This is a genomic window from Shewanella profunda, from assembly GCF_023283765.1.
GTDB lineage: Bacteria > Pseudomonadota > Gammaproteobacteria > Enterobacterales > Shewanellaceae > Shewanella > Shewanella profunda.
This window is the reverse complement of sequence record NZ_JAKILG010000017.1, coordinates 50081-72567: the sequence shown is the minus strand read 5'-3', so window position 1 is coordinate 72567 and position 22487 is coordinate 50081. Positions and strand designations below refer to the sequence as shown.

16 protein-coding genes and 8 tRNA genes are annotated in these 22487 nt (G+C 44.4%); 18 read left to right on the top strand and 6 right to left on the bottom strand.

Annotated features, from left to right (window positions below; genetic code table 11):
* The first annotated feature begins 45 nt into the window (after positions 1–45).
* Positions 46–942 (top strand): peptidoglycan DD-metalloendopeptidase family protein, encoded by an 897-nt coding sequence (locus L2744_RS10550; protein ID WP_248991862.1) that lies wholly within the window; start codon positions 46–48, stop codon positions 940–942.
* An 81-nt stretch (positions 943–1023) separates the two neighbouring features.
* Positions 1024–2004, top strand: a complete 981-nt coding sequence (rpoS, locus tag L2744_RS10545; protein ID WP_248991861.1) for an RNA polymerase sigma factor RpoS — start codon at positions 1024–1026, stop codon at positions 2002–2004.
* A 100-nt stretch (positions 2005–2104) separates the two neighbouring features.
* Here rpoS and mutS read toward each other — a convergent pair whose 3' ends face one another.
* The gene (gene mutS / locus L2744_RS10540) at positions 2105–4675 is read right to left on the bottom strand and encodes a DNA mismatch repair protein MutS (protein ID WP_248991878.1); all 2571 of its coding nucleotides are present in this window, start codon (positions 4673–4675) and stop codon (positions 2105–2107) included.
* A 381-nt stretch (positions 4676–5056) separates the two neighbouring features.
* Here mutS and recA point away from each other — a divergent pair, with 381 nt between their 5' ends.
* The 14 genes from recA to L2744_RS10470 all read left to right on the top strand — a co-directional run bounded on the left by recA (position 5057) and on the right by L2744_RS10470 (position 14185).
* A complete protein-coding gene (gene recA / locus L2744_RS10535; RefSeq protein ID WP_248991860.1) occupies positions 5057–6124 on the top strand; it encodes a recombinase RecA in 1068 nt (355 codons plus the stop codon).
* A gap of 17 nt (positions 6125–6141) precedes the next feature.
* Positions 6142–6612, top strand: a complete 471-nt coding sequence (locus L2744_RS10530; RefSeq protein WP_376711946.1) for a regulatory protein RecX — start codon at positions 6142–6144, stop codon at positions 6610–6612.
* A gap of 319 nt (positions 6613–6931) precedes the next feature.
* Complete coding sequence (alaS, locus tag L2744_RS10525) at positions 6932–9556, top strand: alanine--tRNA ligase (protein ID WP_248991858.1); 2625 nt, start codon at positions 6932–6934, stop codon at positions 9554–9556.
* 9 nt (positions 9557–9565) lie between these two features.
* On the top strand, positions 9566–10822 hold the full coding sequence (locus tag L2744_RS10520; RefSeq protein WP_248991857.1) for an aspartate kinase: 1257 nt from the start codon (positions 9566–9568) through the stop codon (positions 10820–10822).
* 118 nt (positions 10823–10940) lie between these two features.
* Positions 10941–11138, top strand: a complete 198-nt coding sequence (gene csrA / locus L2744_RS10515; RefSeq protein WP_007649794.1) for a carbon storage regulator CsrA — start codon at positions 10941–10943, stop codon at positions 11136–11138.
* A 205-nt stretch (positions 11139–11343) separates the two neighbouring features.
* Positions 11344–11435: transfer RNA gene (locus L2744_RS10510), tRNA-Ser, on the top strand.
* Between the two features lie 22 nt (positions 11436–11457).
* Positions 11458–11534 (top strand) — tRNA-Arg (locus tag L2744_RS10505).
* Between the two features lie 24 nt (positions 11535–11558).
* Positions 11559–11635, top strand: a tRNA-Arg gene (locus tag L2744_RS10500).
* Positions 11636–11722: 87 nt separating this feature from the next.
* Positions 11723–11799, top strand: a tRNA-Arg gene (locus L2744_RS10495).
* A gap of 42 nt (positions 11800–11841) precedes the next feature.
* Positions 11842–11918 (top strand) — tRNA-Arg (locus L2744_RS10490).
* A 43-nt stretch (positions 11919–11961) separates the two neighbouring features.
* Positions 11962–12038, top strand: a tRNA-Arg gene (locus L2744_RS10485).
* Positions 12039–12073: 35 nt separating this feature from the next.
* Positions 12074–12165, top strand: a tRNA-Ser gene (locus tag L2744_RS10480).
* A 94-nt stretch (positions 12166–12259) separates the two neighbouring features.
* Positions 12260–12336: transfer RNA gene (locus L2744_RS10475), tRNA-Arg, on the top strand.
* A gap of 529 nt (positions 12337–12865) precedes the next feature.
* Positions 12866–14185, top strand: coding sequence for an IS4 family transposase (locus tag L2744_RS10470; protein WP_248991856.1), 1320 nt, complete (start codon positions 12866–12868; stop codon positions 14183–14185).
* A 58-nt stretch (positions 14186–14243) separates the two neighbouring features.
* Here the strand turns inward: L2744_RS10470 and L2744_RS10465 are convergent, their stop codons facing one another.
* From L2744_RS10465 to hpf, 3 genes are all read right to left on the bottom strand, one after another.
* On the bottom strand, positions 14244–17120 hold the full coding sequence (locus tag L2744_RS10465) for a valine--tRNA ligase (RefSeq protein ID WP_248991855.1): 2877 nt from the start codon (positions 17118–17120) through the stop codon (positions 14244–14246).
* Between the two features lie 15 nt (positions 17121–17135).
* Positions 17136–17648 carry a DNA polymerase III subunit chi gene (locus L2744_RS10460; protein ID WP_248991854.1) on the bottom strand — a complete coding sequence of 171 codons (513 nt, stop codon included), beginning with the start codon at positions 17646–17648 and terminating at the stop codon, positions 17136–17138.
* 1447 nt (positions 17649–19095) lie between these two features.
* A complete protein-coding gene (gene hpf, locus L2744_RS10455; RefSeq protein ID WP_248991853.1) occupies positions 19096–19458 on the bottom strand; it encodes a ribosome hibernation-promoting factor, HPF/YfiA family in 363 nt (120 codons plus the stop codon).
* Positions 19459–19756: 298 nt separating this feature from the next.
* Between hpf and L2744_RS10450 the strand changes: the two genes are divergently transcribed.
* Positions 19757–20449 (top strand): cytochrome b/b6 domain-containing protein, encoded by a 693-nt coding sequence (locus L2744_RS10450; protein WP_248991852.1) that lies wholly within the window; start codon positions 19757–19759, stop codon positions 20447–20449.
* Between the two features lie 101 nt (positions 20450–20550).
* On the opposite strand, the gene L2744_RS10445 is transcribed toward L2744_RS10450, so the two are convergent.
* Positions 20551–21000: a c-type cytochrome gene (locus tag L2744_RS10445; protein WP_248991851.1), complete on the bottom strand. Its 450-nt coding sequence runs from the start codon at positions 20998–21000 to the stop codon at positions 20551–20553.
* 188 nt (positions 21001–21188) lie between these two features.
* Between L2744_RS10445 and trpR the strand changes: the two genes are divergently transcribed.
* On the top strand, positions 21189–21464 hold the full coding sequence (trpR, locus tag L2744_RS10440) for a trp operon repressor (protein WP_248991850.1): 276 nt from the start codon (positions 21189–21191) through the stop codon (positions 21462–21464).
* Positions 21465–21600: 136 nt separating this feature from the next.
* Here the strand turns inward: trpR and slyD are convergent, their stop codons facing one another.
* Complete coding sequence (gene slyD / locus L2744_RS10435; protein ID WP_248991849.1) at positions 21601–22260, bottom strand: peptidylprolyl isomerase; 660 nt, start codon at positions 22258–22260, stop codon at positions 21601–21603.
* Positions 22261–22487: the final 227 nt, after the last annotated feature.

Below are 22487 nucleotides of genomic sequence, written 5' to 3'. Positions count from 1 at the left end.
GTTTCTCATCATAAACAGTAATACAACCTAGCAGAGGAGTTTTTATTGTTGAATGCGGGTTTACTTTTAAACCTCAGCTTATTGTTTATGCTTGCAGGCTGTAGCTTTCAGGCGAGTCGCCCTGCGCCTGTTGAAAGTCTTTCTCCTAACTACTCAAAACACACTAAAGGCTATCTTAAATCGGATTCTTATAAAGTAAAAAAAGGCGATACGCTTTATTCTATTTCATGGGCGGCAGGAAAGGACTTTGTTGAAATAGCTAAAATTAATCAATTAGATAAGTCCTACACTATCTACCCTGGGCAGATCCTGTATTTAACAGAACCTCGGATTGTTAATCAGTCAAGGTCTAAGACTTTAGGTGGATATTCTTCTACTTTAAAGAATAAAAAATCAAGTAATCCCGATGAAAATCAAATAAATAATGCTAGTTCGACTACAAATTCGCAACTAAGTACGCCACAGAAAAAAACACTTGATCAGAAAGCTAAGCCTGCGTATTCTGCAACAAGTACCCAACAAAATATTAACCATTCAATCGTTGCACCTACCTCGACACTGCCTGACAGTGTGAGTCAGTGGCAATGGCCTGTAAGAGGTAAGTTAGTTGGGGCTTACTCTGCCAATGAGCAGGGAAATAAAGGCATTAAGATCGCGGGTAATAGGGGAGATATCATCAAAGCCGCAGCAGATGGGCGGGTGGTATATGCAGGTAGTGCTCTTAGGGGTTATGGTAATTTAGTGATTATTAAACACAGTGAAGATTACCTTAGTGCTTATGCTCATACGGATCAGATCTTAGTCGAAGAAAAGCAACACGTCCTTGCTGGACAAACCGTTGCAAAAATGGGCAGTACAGGAACCGATCAGGTAATGTTACGATTTGAAATTCGTTATCATGGTCAATCTGTCAACCCACTTAACTATTTGCCTAAGCAATGATTGCTTAGGGCCTTGTTGGCAAATGGAGGATAGAAAATTGCAATAGTTCGAGCAGTTTAATTAGGTTTAGGAGATTTGATCATGAGCCGTATAAATAGCACTGCCGCAGAAGAATTAGTAGATTTTTCCGTAGAAACCGCAGAATTTGATCTCGAAAAAGAGGATATTGCTACAGATTTAGTTCAAGAGCTTGGACTAGAACAACAGGTTCAAGATGACCTGCAAAAAAATCTTGATGCCACTCAACTCTATTTAGGTGAGATAGGGTTTTCCCCACTGCTTAGCGCAGAAGAAGAAGTTTACTTTTCCCGTAAAGCCTTAAAAGGCTGTGAAAAATCCCGTAATCGCATGATTGAAAGTAATCTTAGACTTGTCGTTAAGATCGCACGCCGTTACAACAACCGTGGGTTGGCACTGTTAGATTTAATTGAAGAAGGCAACTTAGGGCTTATCCGTGCGGTAGAGAAATTTGATCCCGAAAGAGGCTTTCGTTTCTCAACCTATGCGACTTGGTGGATCCGTCAGACGATTGAACGTGCAATTATGAATCAAACTCGTACTATTCGTTTGCCTATTCATGTTGTTAAAGAACTCAATGTGTACTTGCGTACCGCCCGTGAGTTAGCACAAAAACTCGACCACGAACCTACAGCTGAAGAGATCGCTGAGAAATTACAAGTTTCTAGTGCCGATGTTAGCCGTATGCTAAAGCTGAATGAAAAGATTACTTCAGTTGATACTCCTCTTGGTGGTGATAACGACAAAGCTCTACTGGATATTTTAGCCGATGATGATAGCGTGGGCCCAGACTATAAAGTACAGGACGAAGATATATCAAACTCAGTCGTTAAATGGTTAAACGAGCTAAATACAAAACAAAGAGAAGTCTTAGCACGTCGATTTGGTCTTTTGGGATATGAGCCATCAACGCTGGAAGATGTGGGGGCTGAAATTGGTTTAACCCGTGAGCGTGTGCGTCAGATCCAAGTCGAAGCATTGAAACGTTTACGTGACTTACTTGGTTCACAAGGTTTATCCGTAGAAGCGCTGTTTAGAAATTAATGTCACTGGGGAAAAGTAAGACTTTAATGATTAAACAGTTTAGGTATCTATTAAAAACGCCCACAACAGTGGGCGTTTTGTTTTGTTAAAGTTCAATCAGTTAGCTCAAGCGCTTTAGTTCGTAGAGTAAATCCAGTGCTTGTTTAGGCGTTAAATTATCGGGATTTATTGCCTGTAACTTAGTTAGAGCGGGATTTTCCACAGGATCCGGTAAGGCGAGTAGGGTTTGTATTGGTGTTTTTGCCCCTTCGAGTTGGTGATCTCGACTCTCCAATTGCTGTAACTTATGTTTCGCCGCTTTAATCACTTTGCTGGGAACTCCTGCAAGTGCGGCAACTTGCAAACCATAACTCTTACTGGCAGCGCCTTCCTGTACTGCGTGCATAAAAGCGATGGTATCCCCGTGTTCTATCGCGTCTAAATGGACGTTATAGACGCCAGCCATCAGATCCGGCAGCTGGGTCAACTCAAAATAGTGGGTGGCAAATAACGTCATAGCGCCGATTTGCTGCGCCAGATACTCTGCAGCAGACCAAGCTAGAGACAAGCCATCGTAGGTAGATGTACCGCGCCCAATTTCATCCATTAGCACTAAACTGCTTGCCGTGGCGTTGTGCAGAATATTAGCGGTTTCAGTCATTTCCACCATAAAAGTTGAACGACCCGAAGCTAAATCGTCCGATGCACCAATTCGGGTAAATATGCGATCAATCGGACCAATGACTGCGCGATCTGCAGGCACAAAACAACCGATGTGGGCCATAAGAGTGATCAAGGCGACTTGACGCATATAGGTTGATTTACCGCCCATATTGGGTCCTGTGACAATCAACATACGTCTTTGATTATGTAGGATGACAGGGTTAGCAATAAAAGGAGTTTGGCTGACACGCTCAACTACTGGGTGGCGACCCGCATCAATTTTTACACCAATTTCAGTACTGAGTTCTGGACAGATATAACCTAATGTTTCGGCGCGTTCGGCAAAATTACTCAATACATCGAGCTCGGCTGCTGCCCGAGCAAACGCTTGTAACTCATGCAATTTAGGCAGAATGAGATCGAAAAGTTGTTCCCATAGCTGTTTTTCAAGGGCCAGCGCTTTACCTTGGCTCGAAAGCACTTTCTCTTCGTACTCTTTAAGTTCGGGCGTGATGTAACGCTCCATATTTTTAAGAGTTTGACGACGTTGATAACTTAGCGGAACTTGGCTCGATTGTAAGCGGCTCACTTCAATGTAATAGCCGTGCACACGGTTATAACCAACCTTAAGTGTGGCTATGCCAGTACGTTCTTTTTCCCTTGCTTCGAGCTGAACTAAATAATCACTCGCGCCTTCACTTAGGCCGCGCCATTCATCAAGTTCACTGTTGTATCCTTCGCGGATCACGCCGCCATCACGAATAAGCATCGGCGGATTATCGACAATAGCGCGCTCAAGCAGGGCCTGCTCCTCGGGGAATTCGCCCAAGTATTGGCAAAGTTTGATGGTATGCGGCGCATTCAGCGTGCTTAAACTTTGTTGTAACTCAGGCAATAAACACAAGGCTTGGCGTAGGCGGGCAAAATCCCGCGGGCGAGCTGTACGCAGTGCAAGCCTTGCCATAATGCGCTCGATATCACCCAGTGCTTTAAGCCGCTCATGCAGACTTTCATGGGCCGCGGTATCGAGAAGTTCAGTAACGGCCTGTTGGTGCGCTTTGATTTGCTTTGGATCTCGCAGTGGCTGATGGATCCAGCGCTGCAGCATACGGCTCCCCATCGCTGTCGCGGTATTATCTAATACGGCAGCTAATGTATTATCACGGCCACCGGCTAGATTTTGAGTCAGCTCTAAGTTACGGCGGGTTGCTGCATCAAGTACAATCGTATCGGCCTGATTAAAGCGAATAATGGCATTGATATGGGGCAGGGCAGTACGCTGTGTATCCTTAACATACTGCATTAAGCAACCTGCGGCTTGCAGTGATAGACGGGCATCGCTAATACCGAAACCATGAAGATCTTTAGTGCCAAATTGTGCGAGTAAAAGTTTGATGCTGGTATCGTAATCAAATTCCCACTCGGGACGACGACGTTTGCCTTTGAAGTGGCTTAGCAAGCCAAGTTCACCAAAATCTTCACTGTAAAGAATTTCGACTGGGTTCGTCCGTTGTAATTCGGCTTCTAAGGACTCCCTTGTTTCAAGCTCTGTAATCACAAATCGGCCTGAGGATACATCGAGGGTCGCATAGCCAAAACCGACTTTACCTTGATAAACCGCGGCTAAAAGATTGTCTTGGCGTTCTTGTAATAGGGCTTCATCGGTTAAGGTGCCGGGGGTTACTATGCGTACGACTTTGCGCTCAACCGGACCTTTAGAGGTCGCCGGATCGCCAATCTGTTCGCATATTGCAACCGATTGACCAATTTGAACTAACTTAGCCAAATAACCTTCAACTGCATGGTAGGGAAGTCCAGCCATTGGGATAGGATCGCCGCCACTTTTCCCCCGAGCAGTCAGTGAAATACCCAGTAACTCAGAAGCACGTTTGGCATCATCATAGAAGAGTTCATAGAAGTCACCCATGCGATAAAACAGTAGCATATCGTGATGTTCTGCTTTCATGGTCAAATATTGACGCATCATGGGGGTATGTTTTTCTAAATCATCGGTATCAATTACATTCATTAAATCGTTATCGTCCGTTGTGGCTGCCCTAAAGGCGATATCAATCTGTGTGGTAACGGCGAAAAAACTCAACAGTTTGTGGCCACTACTACTCAAAATAAGCTGTGCCAATCTTAGCAATAATTTGCTGACAATTGAGCCACCAAATGTAGATATTCACTTATATGATGATTTATTTACCCTATATTTATGTAAAAGTCCCCAAGTATGGGTAAATTAGCTCACTGAAAAATAATTCATTCACAGGTCTTGATACTGTATGATTGTACAGTATACTAGTCTGCAGATTAAGACAGAAAGCCTCGCTTTTTGAATTGCCCGCTTTACTAAATTGAATATCACTTTTGACAGCCTAGATGCTGTCTAGATGAGGGAACAGGAATGAAGGTCGATCCAAACAAAGAGAAAGCACTCGCTGCGGTATTGAGCCAAATTGAAAAGCAATTTGGTAAAGGCTCTATCATGAAGCTGGGCGAAGATCGCTCTATGGATGTCGAAACCATCTCTACTGGTTCGTTATCTCTAGACGTCGCTTTAGGTGCAGGTGGCTTGCCAATGGGGCGTATCGTTGAGATCTATGGTCCTGAATCATCAGGTAAAACGACACTGACTTTAGAAGTCATTGCCGCAGCGCAGCGTGAAGGTAAAACCTGTGCCTTTATCGATGCTGAGCATGCGTTAGACCCAATCTATGCTAAAAAATTGGGTGTGGACATTGATAACTTGCTTTGTTCACAACCAGATACGGGTGAGCAAGCGCTTGAGATTTGTGATGCATTAACCCGCTCTGGCGCCGTTGACGTTATCGTTGTCGACTCAGTCGCAGCATTAACGCCAAAAGCTGAAATCGAAGGCGAAATTGGTGATTCACACATGGGCCTAGCGGCACGTATGATGAGCCAAGCGATGCGTAAACTAGCGGGTAACCTGAAGCAATCTAACACTTTACTTATCTTCATCAACCAAATCCGGATGAAGATTGGTGTGATGTTCGGTAACCCAGAAACCACCACTGGTGGTAACGCACTGAAGTTTTATGCTTCTGTACGTTTAGACATTCGCCGTACTGGTGCCATTAAAGACGGCGATGAAGTTGTCGGTAACGAAACCCGCGTTAAAGTGGTGAAAAACAAAGTGGCTGCACCATTTAAGCAAGCCGAGTTCCAAATCCTTTATGGCCAAGGTATTAACCGTACTGGCGAATTAGTTGACTTAGGCGTAGCCCATAAGTTGATTGAAAAAGCGGGTGCTTGGTACAGCTATAAAGGCGATAAAATTGGCCAAGGTCGTGCCAATGCGGGTAAATATCTGACTGAAAACCCAGCGGTTGCCGCTGAAATAGACAAGACATTACGTGAGTTGCTTCTAAGCAATCCTAGTGCCCTAGCTGCCAAAGCCGATGATAGCACTGAGGATAATATTGACTTAGAGACAGGCGAAGTATTCTGAGTCAGTCAGCCCATCAAATAGCGGTCGCGCTGTTAGCGCGCCGCGATTATTCCCGCTTACAAATCCGCGATAAATTGCTCGAAAAAGGCTTCGAACTTAACGATATCGAACCTGTACTCGATACTTGCGAATCCTCAGGTTTTATCAATGATGCTCGCTATGCCGAATTGCTGGTGCGTAGCCACATCAGTCGAGGTCACGGTGCAATACGCATCCGCCAAGCAATAGCACAGAAAGGCTTATCTAAAGATTGTATTGAAGCGGCTTTGGCTAAAAGTGATTGTGATTGGTTTGAGCTAGCAAAAGACAAAGCCACCAAAAAATACGGCGTTCCCCGCGTAACAGAAGTGAAGGGCTCAACAGCTCGGGATCTCATCGCAAAGGAAAAGGCCAAACGAGTGCGTTTTTTAATGGGCCAAGGCTTTAGCTACGATCAAATCAGTTACGCACTAGATTCAGATCCCAATGATCTCGATGAAGATTATTAAATTTGAAGCTAAGACTGTAAAAACTCATCTAAATATCCCCCACGGGCTTTGCAGCCTTCTGGTTTCTCGTTGCACCAACTTGCTTAAATATTGTCCTTATCGCGACAAACCTACACAGTCTTCAATTCTTCCTTATCCTACCGTTTTGCCTCTAGTCACTCTGGTGTGGGCGATTCAGGCTAAAATATTAAATTCCTGATGTGTATATCACCAATCAAGGCTGGTCGTCCTTCCTCAGTCTGCTTATAATGCTGGGCAAATAGAAATACGGCTAGCCTAAGGCGTAGCTGGTAATGCTTACCCAATTCAGGACGATTTCATGTATCAAACTACAGCAGAGCTTAGAAGCGCTTTCCTCGAATTTTTCCGCAGCAATGGTCATCAGGTTGTGGACAGTAGTTCTCTAGTGCCAGGCAATGATCCTACCCTTTTATTTACCAATGCCGGTATGAACCAGTTCAAGGACGTGTTTCTTGGCATGGACAAACGTAGCTATACACGTGCGACCACTGCTCAACGCTGCGTTCGCGCTGGCGGCAAACATAACGATTTAGATAACGTGGGATATACCGCCCGTCACCATACTTTCTTCGAAATGTTAGGTAACTTCAGCTTTGGGGATTATTTCAAAGAAGAAGCGATCCGTTTTGGTTGGTCATTCTTAACTGAAACCTTAAAACTGCCGAAAGAACGTCTGTGCGTCACTATTTACCAAACAGACGATGAAGCCTTTGAAATTTGGAATAAAAAGATTGGTGTTGCTGCCGAAAATATCATACGTATTGGCGACAACAAAGGTGCCGCTTATGCGTCAGATAACTTCTGGCAAATGGGTGATACCGGTCCTTGTGGCCCTTGTACTGAGATTTTTTATGACCATGGTGATCATATTTGGGGCGGACGTCCTGGCAGTCCAGAAGAAGATGGTGACCGTTTCATCGAGATCTGGAACATCGTTTTCATGCAGTACAACCGTCAAGCATCGGGTGAAATGTTACCTTTGCCTAAGCCATCGGTTGACACTGGTATGGGGATTGAGCGTATTGCGGCGATTATGCAGGGTGTTCACTCTAACTATGAAATCGATATCTTCCGCGCCTTGATTGCTAAAGCGGCAGAAATTATCGGGGTAACCGATTTGTCCAACAAATCGCTGCGCGTCATTGCCGATCATATCCGTTCATGTGCATTTTTAATTGCCGATGGTGTTATGCCGTCAAATGAAGGCCGTGGTTATGTGCTGCGCCGTATTATTCGCCGCGCGGTTCGCCATGGTAACAAGTTAGGTGCGGCCGAAGCTTTCTTCTACAAGTTAGTTCCCACTCTTATTGACGTTATGGGGGACGCGGCAAAAGGCTTAGCTGAAACTCAAGTTATCGTTGAAAAAGCACTTAAAGCGGAAGAAGAGCAATTTGCCCGTACCCTTGAGCGTGGTTTAGGTATTTTGGATGCAGCCTTAAACGATTTACAAGGTGACACCTTAGACGGCGAAACCGTATTTAAGCTGTATGACACCTATGGCTTCCCAATGGATTTGACCGCTGACGTTTGCCGTGAGCGCAACATTATTGTCGATGAAGCGGGCTTTGAAGCGGCAATGGCTGAGCAACGTAGCCGCGCGCAAGCGGCAGGTAACTTTGGTGCAGATTATAACGCGGCGCTAAAAATCGATGCTGAAACAGCATTCAGTGGTTATACCGAATTAGTGGGTCAAGCGAAAGTCACTGCGATTTATCAAAATGGTGGATCAGTAGCGACGATCAATGCAGGTGATGAAGCGGTTGTTGTGCTCGATGTGACACCTTTTTACGCCGAATCAGGCGGCCAAGTGGGCGATAAAGGCCAACTGATTGCTAACGGTGTTGAATTTACGGTTAGCGACACGCAGAAATACGGCCAAGCAACGGGGCATCAAGGCGTTTTATCCGTTGGTAGCTTGAGTGTTGGCCAAATACTTGAAGCTAAAGTTGATAAAAAACTACGTCATCGTACCCAACTAAATCATTCTGTTACGCATTTGCTGCATGCCGCACTACGCCAAGTGCTCGGTACACATGTAACGCAAAAAGGTTCATTGGTTAATCCGGAGCGTTTACGTTTTGACTTCTCCCATTTTGAAGCGGTAAAACCGATAGAACTTAAACAGGTAGAAGAGTTAGTTAATACTCAAATTCGTCGCAATCATCAGCTGAATACGGCTGAAATGGGCATAGATGAAGCCAAAGAAAAAGGTGCGATGGCACTTTTTGGTGAGAAATATGACTCACAAGTCCGTGTTGTGACTATGGGGGATTTCTCTATTGAATTGTGTGGCGGTACCCACGTTGGTCGTACTGGAGATATTGGTTTATTTAAGATCACCTCCGAAGGTGGTATTGCGGCAGGTGTGCGTCGTATTGAGGCTGTGACAGGTGCAGCGGCTATGGCCTATGTGGCGCAGCAGCAGGCTGAGTTAGAAGACGCTGCGGCCCTTTTAAAGGGCGATACCAATTCAGTAGTGGCTAAGTTAAAAGCGCAGCTCGACAAGATGAAGCAACTTGAGAAAGAAATGGCGCAGCTAAAAGATAAATTAGCGGCAGCAGCGAGTGCTGATTTAGCGGGCGATGCTGTGGTTGTTAATGGCGTGAATGTGCTTATCAAAAAACTAGATGGTGTTGAGGCGGGTTCACTTCGCGGTCTACAGGATGAATTAAAGCAAAAGCTAAAGTCTGCCATTATTGTGTTGGGTACGGCTCAAGAAGGCAAAGTGAATCTGATTGCTGGCGTGAGTAACGACTTAGTTGGCAAAGTTAAAGCGGGTGAGCTAGTCGCTATGGTCGCTGCACAAGTGGGCGGTAAGGGCGGTGGTCGTCCTGATATGGCTCAAGCGGGCGGTAGCCAACCAGAAAATCTGGATGCGGCCTTAGCTCAAGTATTACCTTGGATTACTGAGCGTTTAGCTTAAGAGGTTGCTGTGCCTGAAAAACGAAAGCTTAGTCGTAGCAAGCTTTTTGTGAAAAAGTTTGGCGGCACTTCAGTAGGTTCTATAGAGCGTATTGAAGTGGTTGCCGAACAGATTGCAAAGTCCGCCCGCAGTGGTGAACAACAGGTTCTCGTGCTCTCTGCTATGGCAGGGGAGACGAATAGACTTTTCGCACTTGCAGCGCAAGTTGACCCCCGTGCTTCGGCGCGGGAACTCGATATGCTCGTCTCAACTGGTGAACAAGTGAGTATAGCCTTGATGGCGATAGCTTTGCAGCGTCGTGGTATTAAGGCTAAATCCCTCACGGGAGATCAAGTTCAAATCCATACCAATAGTCAGTTTGGTCGCGCGAGTATTGAGAATGTCGATACTGGCTATCTAGAGTCACTGCTTGATGATGGTATTGTACCTATAGTCGCAGGGTTTCAAGGGATTGATCCTAACGGAGATGTAACGACCTTGGGGCGTGGTGGTTCTGATACCACAGCAGTTGCCTTAGCCGCAGCGCTTAACGCTGATGAGTGCCAGATTTTCACTGATGTTGCTGGTGTATTCACAACCGATCCCAATATTGATAGTAATGCGCGTTGTCTTGATGTCATTAGCTTTGATGTTATGCTCGAAATGGCCAAACTGGGAGCTAAGGTGCTACATCCTGACTCTGTTGAATATGCCGAACGTTTTCGAGTGCCTCTGCGAGTGTTATCCAGTTTTGAAGTTGGCCAAGGTACCTTAATTCAATTCGGTGCTGAATCTGACTTGATAAGTGCCTCGTTAGTGCAAGGTATTGCCGTCAATAAAGCGTTAGCAACATTAACTATTGATGGTTTATTAACGACGAGTGAGCATTACCAAGCTCTATTAGCCTGTTTGTCCCGTCTTGAAATCGATGTGGAGTTTATTACACCCCTACGATTGAATGAGGATGCCCCCGCGGGCTGTGTGAGTTTTATGCTCGCAGAAGCCAAAGTTGATATTTTATTGCACGAGCTTAAAGCATTAAGTGCAAGTCTTGATCTCGGTCAATTGATTGTTGAGCGTCAACGTGCAAAAGTATCTTTAGTTGGCAAAGGTTTACAGGCAAAAATTGGATTATTGACTAAGATGTTAGATGTCTTGGGTAATGAAACGATCCATGCTAAGTTACTCTCGACGTCGGAGAGTAAATTATCAACCGTTATCGATGAAAGGGACTTACACAAAGCGGTTCGAGCGTTACATCACGCTTTCGAGCTAAATAAGGTGTAATTAAATAACCGTTTGAGTATTGAATACTATTAATTTGTACTAAGCTGACCTTATAATAAGCCCATCTACCGGATGAGTGCCGTGTGTAAGCTGAATTAAGAAATAAAGGAGCTATCGAATGCTGATTTTGACTCGTCGTGTTGGCGAAACACTGATGATTGGTGACGAAGTCACTGTTACAGTGCTGGGGGTAAAAGGAAATCAAGTGCGTATCGGTGTTAACGCACCTAAAGAGGTTTCTGTTCACCGTGAAGAAATCTATCAACGCATCCAATCTGAAAAATCGGGTTCACCATCTGAAGGTGGTAACTTTTAATACTGCGCTATGGCGAGGGTATTACGGCGACAGAAGAGTCAGTTTTTTAACTGACTTTTTTATTTTTTAGAGTGAAAGATTGGCGTAAATCAATACATTGGCTTGATATAACAGCAATGTGATTAAAAACAGTTCAAATGGGATCTGTTTCTGAAAAAGGGTTTGACTTATTTTCGTCAAACAGTAATATGTGCGCCAAGAAAACGGAGAGGTGGCCGAGTGGCCGAAGGCGCTCCCCTGCTAAGGGAGTATGGGCTTTAACTCCCATCGAGGGTTCGAATCCCTCCTTCTCCGCCATTTCTTACCGATAGAAAACAGTGCGCGTGTAGCTCAGCTGGATAGAGTACCTGGCTACGAACCAGGCGGTCGGAGGTTCGACTCCTTCCACGCGCACCATTTTTTATTGAAGCAATACAAGTCGCGCATGTAGCTCAGCTGGATAGAGTACCTGGCTACGAACCAGGCGGTCGGAGGTTCGACTCCTTCCATGCGCACCATCTCTGCATTAGTTAGTCTTTAACTCATCAGGTTTGAATTTCAGTTTGAAATTTTGTAGTTAGTTGCTTATAGCAAGTTCTAAAAATGCGCGTGTAGCTCAGCTGGATAGAGTACCTGGCTACGAACCAGGCGGTCGGAGGTTCGACTCCTTCCACGCGCACCAATTAAATCTCAATGCTTTTGTGTTGCGATAAAAAGTTAAAATGCGCATGTAGCTCAGCTGGATAGAGTACCTGGCTACGAACCAGGCGGTCGGAGGTTCGACTCCTTCCATGCGCACCAATTTAATTATGACGATTATTCGTTGTGATAAAAAAACTAAAATGCGCGTGTAGCTCAGCTGGATAGAGTACCTGGCTACGAACCAGGCGGTCGGAGGTTCGACTCCTTCCACGCGCACCAATTTAGTAAGCATTGCTTATGCATAAAGATTTTGCGGAGAGGTGGCCGAGTGGCCGAAGGCGCTCCCCTGCTAAGGGAGTATGGGCTTTAACTCCCATCGAGGGTTCGAATCCCTCCTTCTCCGCCATTCTATTCTTTAGTCGAGGGAATAGATAAATCATTTGTGAGACTAAAGTGTTTCTTCTAGTCTTTAGTTATATAGTGATAAGCAGAACTGATTTGCGCATGTAGCTCAGCTGGATAGAGTACCTGGCTACGAACCAGGCGGTCGGAGGTTCGACTCCTTCCATGCGCACCATATAGATAAGCCCTACAAGTGATTGTAGGGCTTTTTTATTGCTATTTTTCTCTCGTGTACATCCTTTAGTGCCTTGGCTTGTATTTTCATTGTGGGTATTCGGTTTATTAAGCACTTCATTTGCTTGAATCTGCGTGAAAAGACAGTAATACCAATCGTATTAAATATCTGTTCATTCAGCGGGAGTTCAACGCGCTTTAGACAAGGCGAAGGCTTGAAGGCATAGCGGTGCTCTGTCGAAAGCCTTAAACGTAGTATAAAGCGCGTTGCCACGACGTTAACATCAGCCGCCCTTCGGGAGCCACACAGGCACCCCACTCCGGTGTTGCATTGACTTAAAAGGGAATAACCATTTCTGCGTCAATGCGCCTTGGATTGAGATGCCTGTGAGGCTCTGAACTGACTAGATATTTAATGTGATTGGTATAAAAAGGGCAGTACATTGACTAATGCCGATCGTTTTAAGTAGTTGAACGATCTTTCAAGGGCTTCATAATCAGCCGCAACCTAAGTTGCGGCTGATTTTTTTATGTCTGAATTTTCTAAAGAGCTACTCGTTACCGCTGAATTTTGCCAAGCGCAGGATATTGATGTATTCGCCAAACATGTTCCCATGGATTGGGTGGCTGAGGCTGTGCAACAAACTGGCAGGGCCTCGCTTCGAACCCGCCGTTTCCCCGCAGAGCAAGCTGTTTGGTTGGTTCTAGGCATTGGTTTGATGCGTAACCGCTCAATTCAGCAAGTCTGTGATACGCTGTCACTGGCGTTTCCCGACGCCAAGGGGGAGCTCCCGCCACTGGCGACCAGTAGTATCATCAAAGCCAAAGAAAAGTTGGGTTCAGAGCCCATGCGTTATCTGTTCAAAACAACCGCTGCACAGTGGGAAACACAGTGCGAATTTGATGAGATAGCTGGATTGAAATTGCTCAGTGTTGATGGGACGTATTTTAAGACGCATAACACTGAAGAAAACCATCACTTTGGCTTTGCACAAAGCACGGCTTCTTTTCCCTCTGTGCTGGCGGTCACCTTAATGTCTACTCGTAGTCACTTGCTTTCTGATGCGGCTTTCGGGCCCGTTACCCACAGTGAAATTCACTATGCACAGCAATTGGTTGGCTCCGCTCCCGAGAATTCGCTCACGTTGTTTGACCGTGGGTTTATGTCTGCCCAATTACTCATAAGTTGGCAAGGAAGCGGTGCTAACACCCATTGGTTAACCCCGATAAAGTCTAAGACCCGCTATCAAATTATTGAGTCATTCTCAGAGTATGACCATCTGGTTGAGATGCCGGTATCACCACAAGCTAAACAGCAAGCTCCTTATCTGGGGGAGCGCTGGCAAGCCCGCCTTATCCTTATTCCATCACCCAAAGGTGATATCAAAGGGTTTATCACGTCGTGTCTATGCCCCAATACCTATCCAGTGAACGATTTGCTCAAGGTATATTGGCAGCGATGGGAGATAGAGAGGGGTTATGGCGAGCTGAAGCAATATCAACTGGAAAATAAACCTGTCCTGCGCAGTAAGAAGAAGGATGGGGTGTATCAAGAATTATGGGGTATCTTGACGACCTACAATATTGTTCGGCTAGAGATGGCCGCAATGGCTGTGCAGCATAAAGTTGAGCCACAGAGGATCAGTTTCATTAATGCCCTATTTTTAATACAGGATGAGTTTGGTTGGAGCGACAGAGGGAGTCCTGGAGCGATCCCACAGCACTTAAAACGACTGAGGGAAAATGGCAAAAGGTTGATTTTACCCCCAAAGAGGAAGCGGCCCAGCTACCCGCGTGTGGTGCTAAAGAAAACGGTGAAATATCCAAGTAAAAATGCCACTCGCTCTTAAGCGAATGGCATTAAGTACATTGACTGCCCTTAGTAAGGTTTAGCTAACCGTGTTCTGATTAGGCTTCTAACTTAGCGAACTCAGATTTTTGTTCGTTGAGTTTGTCCATATCACGCTTGAGATCGGTCATCTTCGCGCGCTCTTTGTCGATAACGTCAGCTGGCGCTTTCGCCACAAAGCCTTGGTTCGATAATTTACCTTCGATACGCGCAATCTCTTGGCCTAGTTTTTCAAGCTGCTTGTCGATACGGGCCATTTCGGCGGCGACATCGATTAACCCTGCCATAGGGATCAGCAGCTCCATCTCGCCAATCAAACCTGTGGTCGACATAGGTGCAGTTTCGCCATCGGCCAAAATGGTCATGCTTTCTAAGCGGGCAAGCGTGGTGAAGAAGGTTTGGTTGGCTTCAACACGGGCTTTATCCTGCGCGCTAACACCACGAAGTAGGGCATTTAGTGGCTTAGAGGGGGCAATGTTCAGTTCGGCGCGAATGTTACGCACGGCGACAATCACTTGCTTAACCCATTCTAAGTCGGCCATTGCTGCACTATCGATTTTAGCGGCATCAAATGTTGGGAACGGTGTGAGCATAATGGTATCACCTTCAACACCTGCTAACGGCTTAACGCGCTGCCAAATGGTTTCAGTGATATACGGCATCATAGGGTGCATCAAACGTTGCATAGCTTCGAGCACAGTCACTAAGGTGTGACGGGTGCCGCGCATTTGCGCTTCGCTGCCGTTTTGCAATACAGGCTTAGTGAGTTCTAAGTACCAGTCACAGAACTGGTTCCAAGTGAACTCATATAGAGTATTGGCCGCTAAGTCGAAACGATAGTTCGTCATGTGATCGTCAAAGGTCTTAACGGTTTGATTGAACAAGCCGATAATCCAGCGGTCGGCCAACGACAGTTCCATTTCGCCGCCTTTGTACTCTGGTGAGCCTGGGCCGCAATCTTGATCTTCTGTGTTCATCAGCACGTAGCGTGAGGCGTTCCACAACTTGTTACAGAAGCTACGGTAACCGTCTAAGCGCTTCATATCCCAGTTGATGTCACGACCCGTTGATGCCATTGCCGCAAGCGTAAAGCGCAGTGCATCAGTGCCGTGGGCTTCGATACCGTCAGCAAACTCTTTGCGAGTGCTCTTTTCAATCTTGGCGGCCAGTTGTGGCTGCATCATATTACCGGTACGTTTTTCAACTAAATCTTCAAGCCCGATACCGTCGATCATGTCTAATGGATCGAGTACGTTACCCTTAGATTTTGACATCTTATTACCCGCTTCATCGCGGATAAGGCCAGTTACGTAGACGGTTTTGAACGGGACTTGTGGCTTGCCGTCTTCATCTTTGATGAAGTGCATGGTCATCATGATCATACGGGCAACCCAGAAGAAGATGATGTCAAAACCTGTCACCAACACGTCGGTTGGGTGGAAGGTTTTTAAATCTTCTAAATTGTCAGGCCAACCTAAAGTCGAGAAAGTCCACAGGGCTGAGCTGAACCAAGTGTCCAGTACGTCTTCGTCTTGGCGTAATGTCATTGAGTCGGCGATATTGTGCTTAGCACGTACCTCGGCTTCGTTGCGGCCGACATAGACTTTGCCGTTTTCGTCGTACCAAGCTGGGATACGGTGACCCCACCATAATTGACGCGAAATACACCAGTCTTGAATGTCACGCATCCACGAGAAGTACATGTTCTCGTATTGCTGCGGCACAAACTTGATGCTGCCATTTTCAACGGCTTCGATAGCGGTTTTCGCCATTGGCGCAACAGCCACATACCATTGGTCGGTCAGCATAGGTTCGATAACTACACCTGAACGATCACCATAAGGGACTTTTAAGGCGTGAGGCGCGATTTTTTCGAGCAACCCTAAGGTTTCAAATTCGGCGACGATAGCGTCACGCGCCTTAAAACGGTCAAGTCCGGCAAAGCGTACAGGCAGGCTGCCATCGAGCGTTTTGTTAAAGGTACCGTCAGAGTTCACCACTTCGGCACTTGCGCGAATGGCGGCATCTAAGGTCAGCACGTTGAACATGGGCAGGTTGTGACGCTTACCGACTTCATAGTCGTTAAAGTCATGGGCTGGGGTGATCTTCACGCAACCTGTACCAAAGGCCATATCGACGTAATCGTCGGCTACGATAGGGATTCGGCGATTAACAATCGGCAATAGAATAAATTTACCGACCAGGGCTTGATAGCGTTCATCATCGGGATGCACTGCAACCGCACTGTCGCCGAGCATGGTTTCTGGACGCGTGGTTGCGACTTCTAAATAGTCTTTACCATCGGCGGTCAGTTCACCATCGGCCAGTGGATAACGCAGGTGCCACATATGGCCCTGTTTTTCTTTGCTTTCCACTTCTAAATCAGAGATAGCGGTGTGCAGCTTTGGATCCCAGTTAACTAAACGCTTACCGCGATAAATCAAATCGTCTTCGTACAGACGCACAAACACTTCTTGTACGGCTTTGGATAAGCCCTCGTCCATAGTGAAACGCTCGCGATCCCAATCGACTGACGCGCCCATACGACGTAGCTGCTTAGTGATAGTGCCGCCCGATTGCGCTTTCCATTCCCACACTCTATCCATAAAAGCATCGCGACCTAGGTCATGGCGATTCTTGCCTTCTTCGGCTTCAAGCTTACGCTCAACCAACATTTGGGTTGCGATACCCGCGTGGTCGGTGCCGACTTGCCATAGGGTATTTTTGCCTTTCATCCGTTGGTAACGGGTTAAGGTATCCATGATGGTGTCTTGGAAGGCGTGGCCCATGTGCAAGCTGCCCGTCACGTTGGGTGGCGGGATCATGATGCAATAATTGCCTTTGGATTCATCGCCGTGTGGCTTGAAGTAACCTTGCTCTTCCCAGTTTTGGTAAAGCGTTTGCTCGATGGACTGCGGATCGTATGTTTTTTCCATGGGAATGTATCTGTCTCAAACTAAATTAAGTGGATGTGTTGCTAAATTCTGGGTCGTTAATTCGATCCCTAGGTCGCGATATTGTCTATAGCGTTCGCGGGCAATCGCTTTATGCTGATCGTCATTGGCAACAAAATCGATGATTTGACCAAAGTTTACCGCAAATGGAGGCGCTTGGTCTGCAAGATTAATCAGAAGTTGGCGACTTTTATTGGCGCCGAGGCGATCAAAACCTATTTCAACCGGGGCTCCTGTGATAGGTCCTTCACCTTTCAAGTTATGTGGCACAAATGCTGTCGGTTCAAATTGCCATAATAGTTCATCAATCTCTAAAGCTAAGCTTTTGTCTTGACAGTGAATATAGACTAACTGGTGCTTAATATAAGCTTGCTGTGCTAATCGACAAGCCATCAGATGCATTGCTCCTAAAGCCGCATTTGTATTTATCGCCGTATTGGTGGCTGACTGGGTTGTAATATGAGCAGACAGTGCCACTGGCGGCATCAGATAAAATAGCGCTTGAGTCATAATTTCAATGCCTTGCATGAGTGCGAACAACTTGAGGGGAGAGTTTACACTAAAAGGCGAGTTTGGTTAATGCAGTACCAAGCGCTGATCACTAGAGCGTATTAAGGTTTTGGGATGCTCTGCAAAGGTGCATTATTGAAATGCGATATAACGCTTACTGGATCCGCTAGGGAAACTAGACCGGAATATCGGTAGCCTATTGTAATCAAAAAACAAGTAACAATAGGCATAGAACATTACTCGCTTATGTTTGAGTCGTTTTTGATTTTTATCAATGGGTCTCTTGCCTATTGATACTCCAAGCTGATGGATGTTCATAAAAACGAAAAGCGCACCCGAAGGTGCGCTGGTTTTAATATAATATCTGGTCAAGCGAGTTTATCCTCCTTATTATCAGTGAATATGGAACCAAGTCTATCTTACTTATCAGTGTGTTGCTTATTTTCATTAAAAAATTGACTATTAACAACTAACTTCACTTGTACTCGGTTTACATTTATCAATAAACGGTTTACGGCTTATAGTGTGTACTAGGTACATTTTTCTGCTAAGCAGTAAGGCCATATCACTCGTTTAACTTACCTTAGTTATTACAATTGCTGCTTTAACTTACAACACTTAACATTTTTACTGATTATCAAACTTACATACTAACATTGGAAATTACCGCTAAGTGAGTATTTACCTTAATCAAGCATAAACCACTCTCTTTAACACCCTCCTAATAATTTAGTTGATCATTATTTAACATATTAGCCTTGTTAGATTGAATGCCTCTTAGCCTTGAGTGAAAACCTAAATTCAAAAATAGGTACTTATTAGGATTTTCTGACTTAGTGGTTGTTTACTTAAATTGCTCCTTAAATATCAATGCTAAAGAGATATAGCTACATTTTTGAAGTTCATTCTATCTGTTAAATACAACTGCTCTTGCTAATATAGTTGTTACATACTCCTTATATTCATGAAAACATAAACTTATTGAGTTTGCCTTAGGTGTTAGGTAAATACTTTTAAGAACGATTAGTTTTTGTCAGTTACCTCCTTCTCTATCAAGTATGTTGGTTGAAAGTGGAGCCTGTAAAACTGTGTATATCAGTATAAAAGTCTATGATGCGTTAGTTATGAGATTAGCTAAATTTTTACTTGTTCAACGGTTAACTATGGTTTCATTAATTATGTTTCTGACTGCCTCCTATTGTTACATTAAGCTATTGTTACATTAAGATATTTACATTATTTAATCTTTTTGACTTATATTCACATCACTTCGATTCTTGCTTTCACTTAGTAAAGTGTAGTAGGTATTTAATTGAACACCCAGTTTTTGCTCATCAAAAGATGATTTTATCGAACCTTTGCATAAAACTGTGTTCAAAATAAATGACTTCTACTTTTAATGCCTCTCAAAGTGATGTGTCTCGCACTTATATTAACACTTGATAAATTAAGCGGCATCTTCCTCCTCATACTCATCAATTGTATCAACAGTACCTATATCGTCGGTGTGTGCTAGTGAAGTAAAACGCTGTGCTTCAGGTTTATGGGTTAATCGATTGAGTTGCTTCTCCAATTTTTGACCCATAGCGGTAATCGCTTTGTAAAGGTTGTCGTGTTTTGCTTGAGCAAAAAGTTCTCCATTTGGGATACCAACCGATGCTTCAATTTTGAAACCAGGTTTCTCCTCTGTAATGATCACATGGGGATTAATCAACTGCACATCGTGCCTAGAAAGTTTCTCAAAACGGCTTTCAATGCGTTCACGGATTGGGGCAGTGACTTCTAGTTGTTTGCTCGTAATCTTTAGCATATGTCGAACCTTCTGTTGTTTCCTTGGATTTCAGAGTACCAAGCTTAGCCGCATAAAACGAGACCTGGATCACAAATTTTTCTCCGTTAGATACTGTTCGCTGGATATTTGATCGCTTAGACAATTTTCAATCATTCTTGGCTAGAAAGCCTTGTATTGCTTGTCGAACAGGGGCATATTCGATAGGTTAACTCCGCTGCCTTTTGCTTATTTACCTATCTTTACTTTAAATTTTTAATCAAATCCCGATAAAATACGTCTACTTATTTTATTCATTCACTCGGGTTGGCCTTGTTTTATGAAAACCGAATATATCAAAGTTAAAGTGTGGGATTTACCTACACGCATTTTTCATTGGGCTATGGTCATGCTAATGGGGTTGCTATGGTGGAGTGCTGATGCTGGTGAAATGCAATGGCATCAAATTTTTGCATACAGCTTGTTAGGTTTGATTGCTTTTCGCCTCCTGTGGGGATTTGTTGGTAGTGATACATCCAAATTTAGTCACTTCATTTATCATCCTAAAATTGCTTTTAAATACCTCAAAGAAGTGCGAACTAGGGGAGTCTCTGTTGTGCTAGGGCATAACCCTATTGGGGGCTATATGGTCGTTGTATTGATTGCAGTGATTAGCCTTCAATTAGTGACTGGGTTGTTTGCAACCGATGATATTTTTACCGAAGGGCCGCTTTATAGCTATGTTAGTTCAGATACCAGTGCATTTATGACTTGGCTACATAAGACGAATTTTAATCTTATTCTGTTGTTGAGCATTATCCATATATTGGCTGTCATTATTCATGCCATTAAAGGGGATAAATTGGTAGGAGCTATGTTGACTGGTTATAAAAAATTGCCTAGACCTGAATTGTCATCGAATGAACAAGTTAACCCGATGTTCAAGTCAGAGTGGATTGCTCTAGTGCTTTTTGCTGTTTTGGCTGCGGTTATTTTTTCTTATTTAATTTGGCCAATATTACAAGTGCTTTAGTCATCACGCAGCAAACTCCACCTTGGTGAAGGGAATTATAAAATTGCATGAACGAAAAAGCCTGCTAAAAGCAGGCTTTTTGGGCTTAACACTTAAGTACATTAGTCTTTCTTATAAGCGTCGTGGCAACCTTTACAGCTTTTACCTGTATTCATGAAGGCTTCTTTGATTTCAGCCTGATCACCTTTTTGTGCAACAGTGGCGAGAATAGCGGCATTTTCTTGGAATGTTTTCATTTTTGCATCGAAATCAGCTTTATCTTGCCAGACTTTAGCTAAGGCTTCAGTATTGCCCTTGTCAGAACCGTCAATAAAACCTTCAATTGGTAACATTGAAAGCGCAGCAACATTAGTTGCACGCATAGCGAAAGTTTTAGCTTCGAAAGGTTTTTTACCCTTCATCATCGCTCCCATATCGCCGAAGTTATAGGCAATAAGGCTAAATGCGGATTGGCGGTATTCAATTGCATCTTTAGCATCTTCAAAATTGTGTGCTTGTGCTGCTGAAGCGAATAAGGTGCTAGCAACGAGGGTAAGTAGTATTTTTTTCATAGTATTCTCACAAATGAGCGTCTAAGTGTGACATTGCGCCTCTATTGTACACAAATTAACTTGATGTACTAGAAGCATTTTTGTCAGTTTTTGTCTAGATACAATGAAGAAGCGTAACAAGTTATTTGTTGGAGAAACAAATCTGGTAAACTGCAATGTAATGCTTTAACAGTACTTACGGGGCGATTATGCGAGCAAATTGGGACTTAGTATTAGACAAGATTTTGAGTCATGGAAATTATGAAGATCTTTCTATGCTCCTTCATTTACTGTTAACTGAAGATGAGCGCAGTGCCATCGCTGGACGGCTCAAAATTTTCCAGTTATTGCTAAATAGCGAAATGAGTCAACGGCAGATTGCTGCAGAATTTGAAGTGAGCATTGCTACTATTACTCGTTGTTCTAATTATCTTAAAAATATGGCACCTGAACATAGGGCGAAAATTCAGAAATTAATAGGTTGATAAAAGGATATGGATTTTTAGGAAAACTTGAATAGAAATGAAGCACTTCCTTATTTAAGAAAGTGCTTCATAATATAAAACCCCTGGGCTAGGTTATTTAAGCCGAGCCTATAACCACTGAGCTTAAGTACTCAAACTAGCCGCGGCAACCACAGCCGCCATTGCCGTCACAACCTGCTTTAGGTGTATCACAGGCTTCGTGATCATGATCGTGGTGGTGACCATGGTCATCATGATCTGAACCGCCACAACAACCACCCGCTTCTTTGCCTGAACCGCCGCAGCATCCACCGCCGTGATCATGATCGTGCCCATGGCTACCACAACCACCTTGAGCATGAATGTGACCGTGGGCGATTTCTTCTGCAGTCCCTTCACGGACATCAAGGATCTCGATGTTGAAGCTTAGCGCTTGGCCAGCTAATGGATGATTGCCATCAACGATAACGACATTATCCTTCACTTCGATGACTTCAACTGGACGTTGACCCATTTCCGTTTCAGCAATAAAACGCATTCCTGGGACGATATCTTCAATATCACCGAAAGCTTCTAGAGGTACGGCTTGGCGTAGGCCATCTTGGTACGGACCATAGGCTTCTTCGGCACTGATAGTCACATCCAGTTTTTCGCCTTTGATTTTACCATCTAATGCGGCCTCTAAACCTGGGATCAGGTTTTCAGTGCCGTGTAGATATAGCATAGGTTCAGAGTCGAAAGAGTCTTCTAATAGTCTGCCTTCTTGATCTGATAAGCGGTAATGAATGGTTACCGCGCTGTGTTGAGTGATCTTCATATCGCCTCCGGTTCGTAATGTGCGCGCATAATAACGTGCTTTTTTGGCGCTGGCGATAATTTGAAGTAGCTTCTGTTAGATATCGCACAGGTTTTTTATTGCCTTATTCACAGTTGGACCCAGGATCTGCATCCACAAAGCTGTGATTTTCAGACATTGCGTCTCAATTGAGACTAAAGTGGGTAGTTAAGTACTTTGACGAAAAAGTAAAATTGACATGTAAGTAA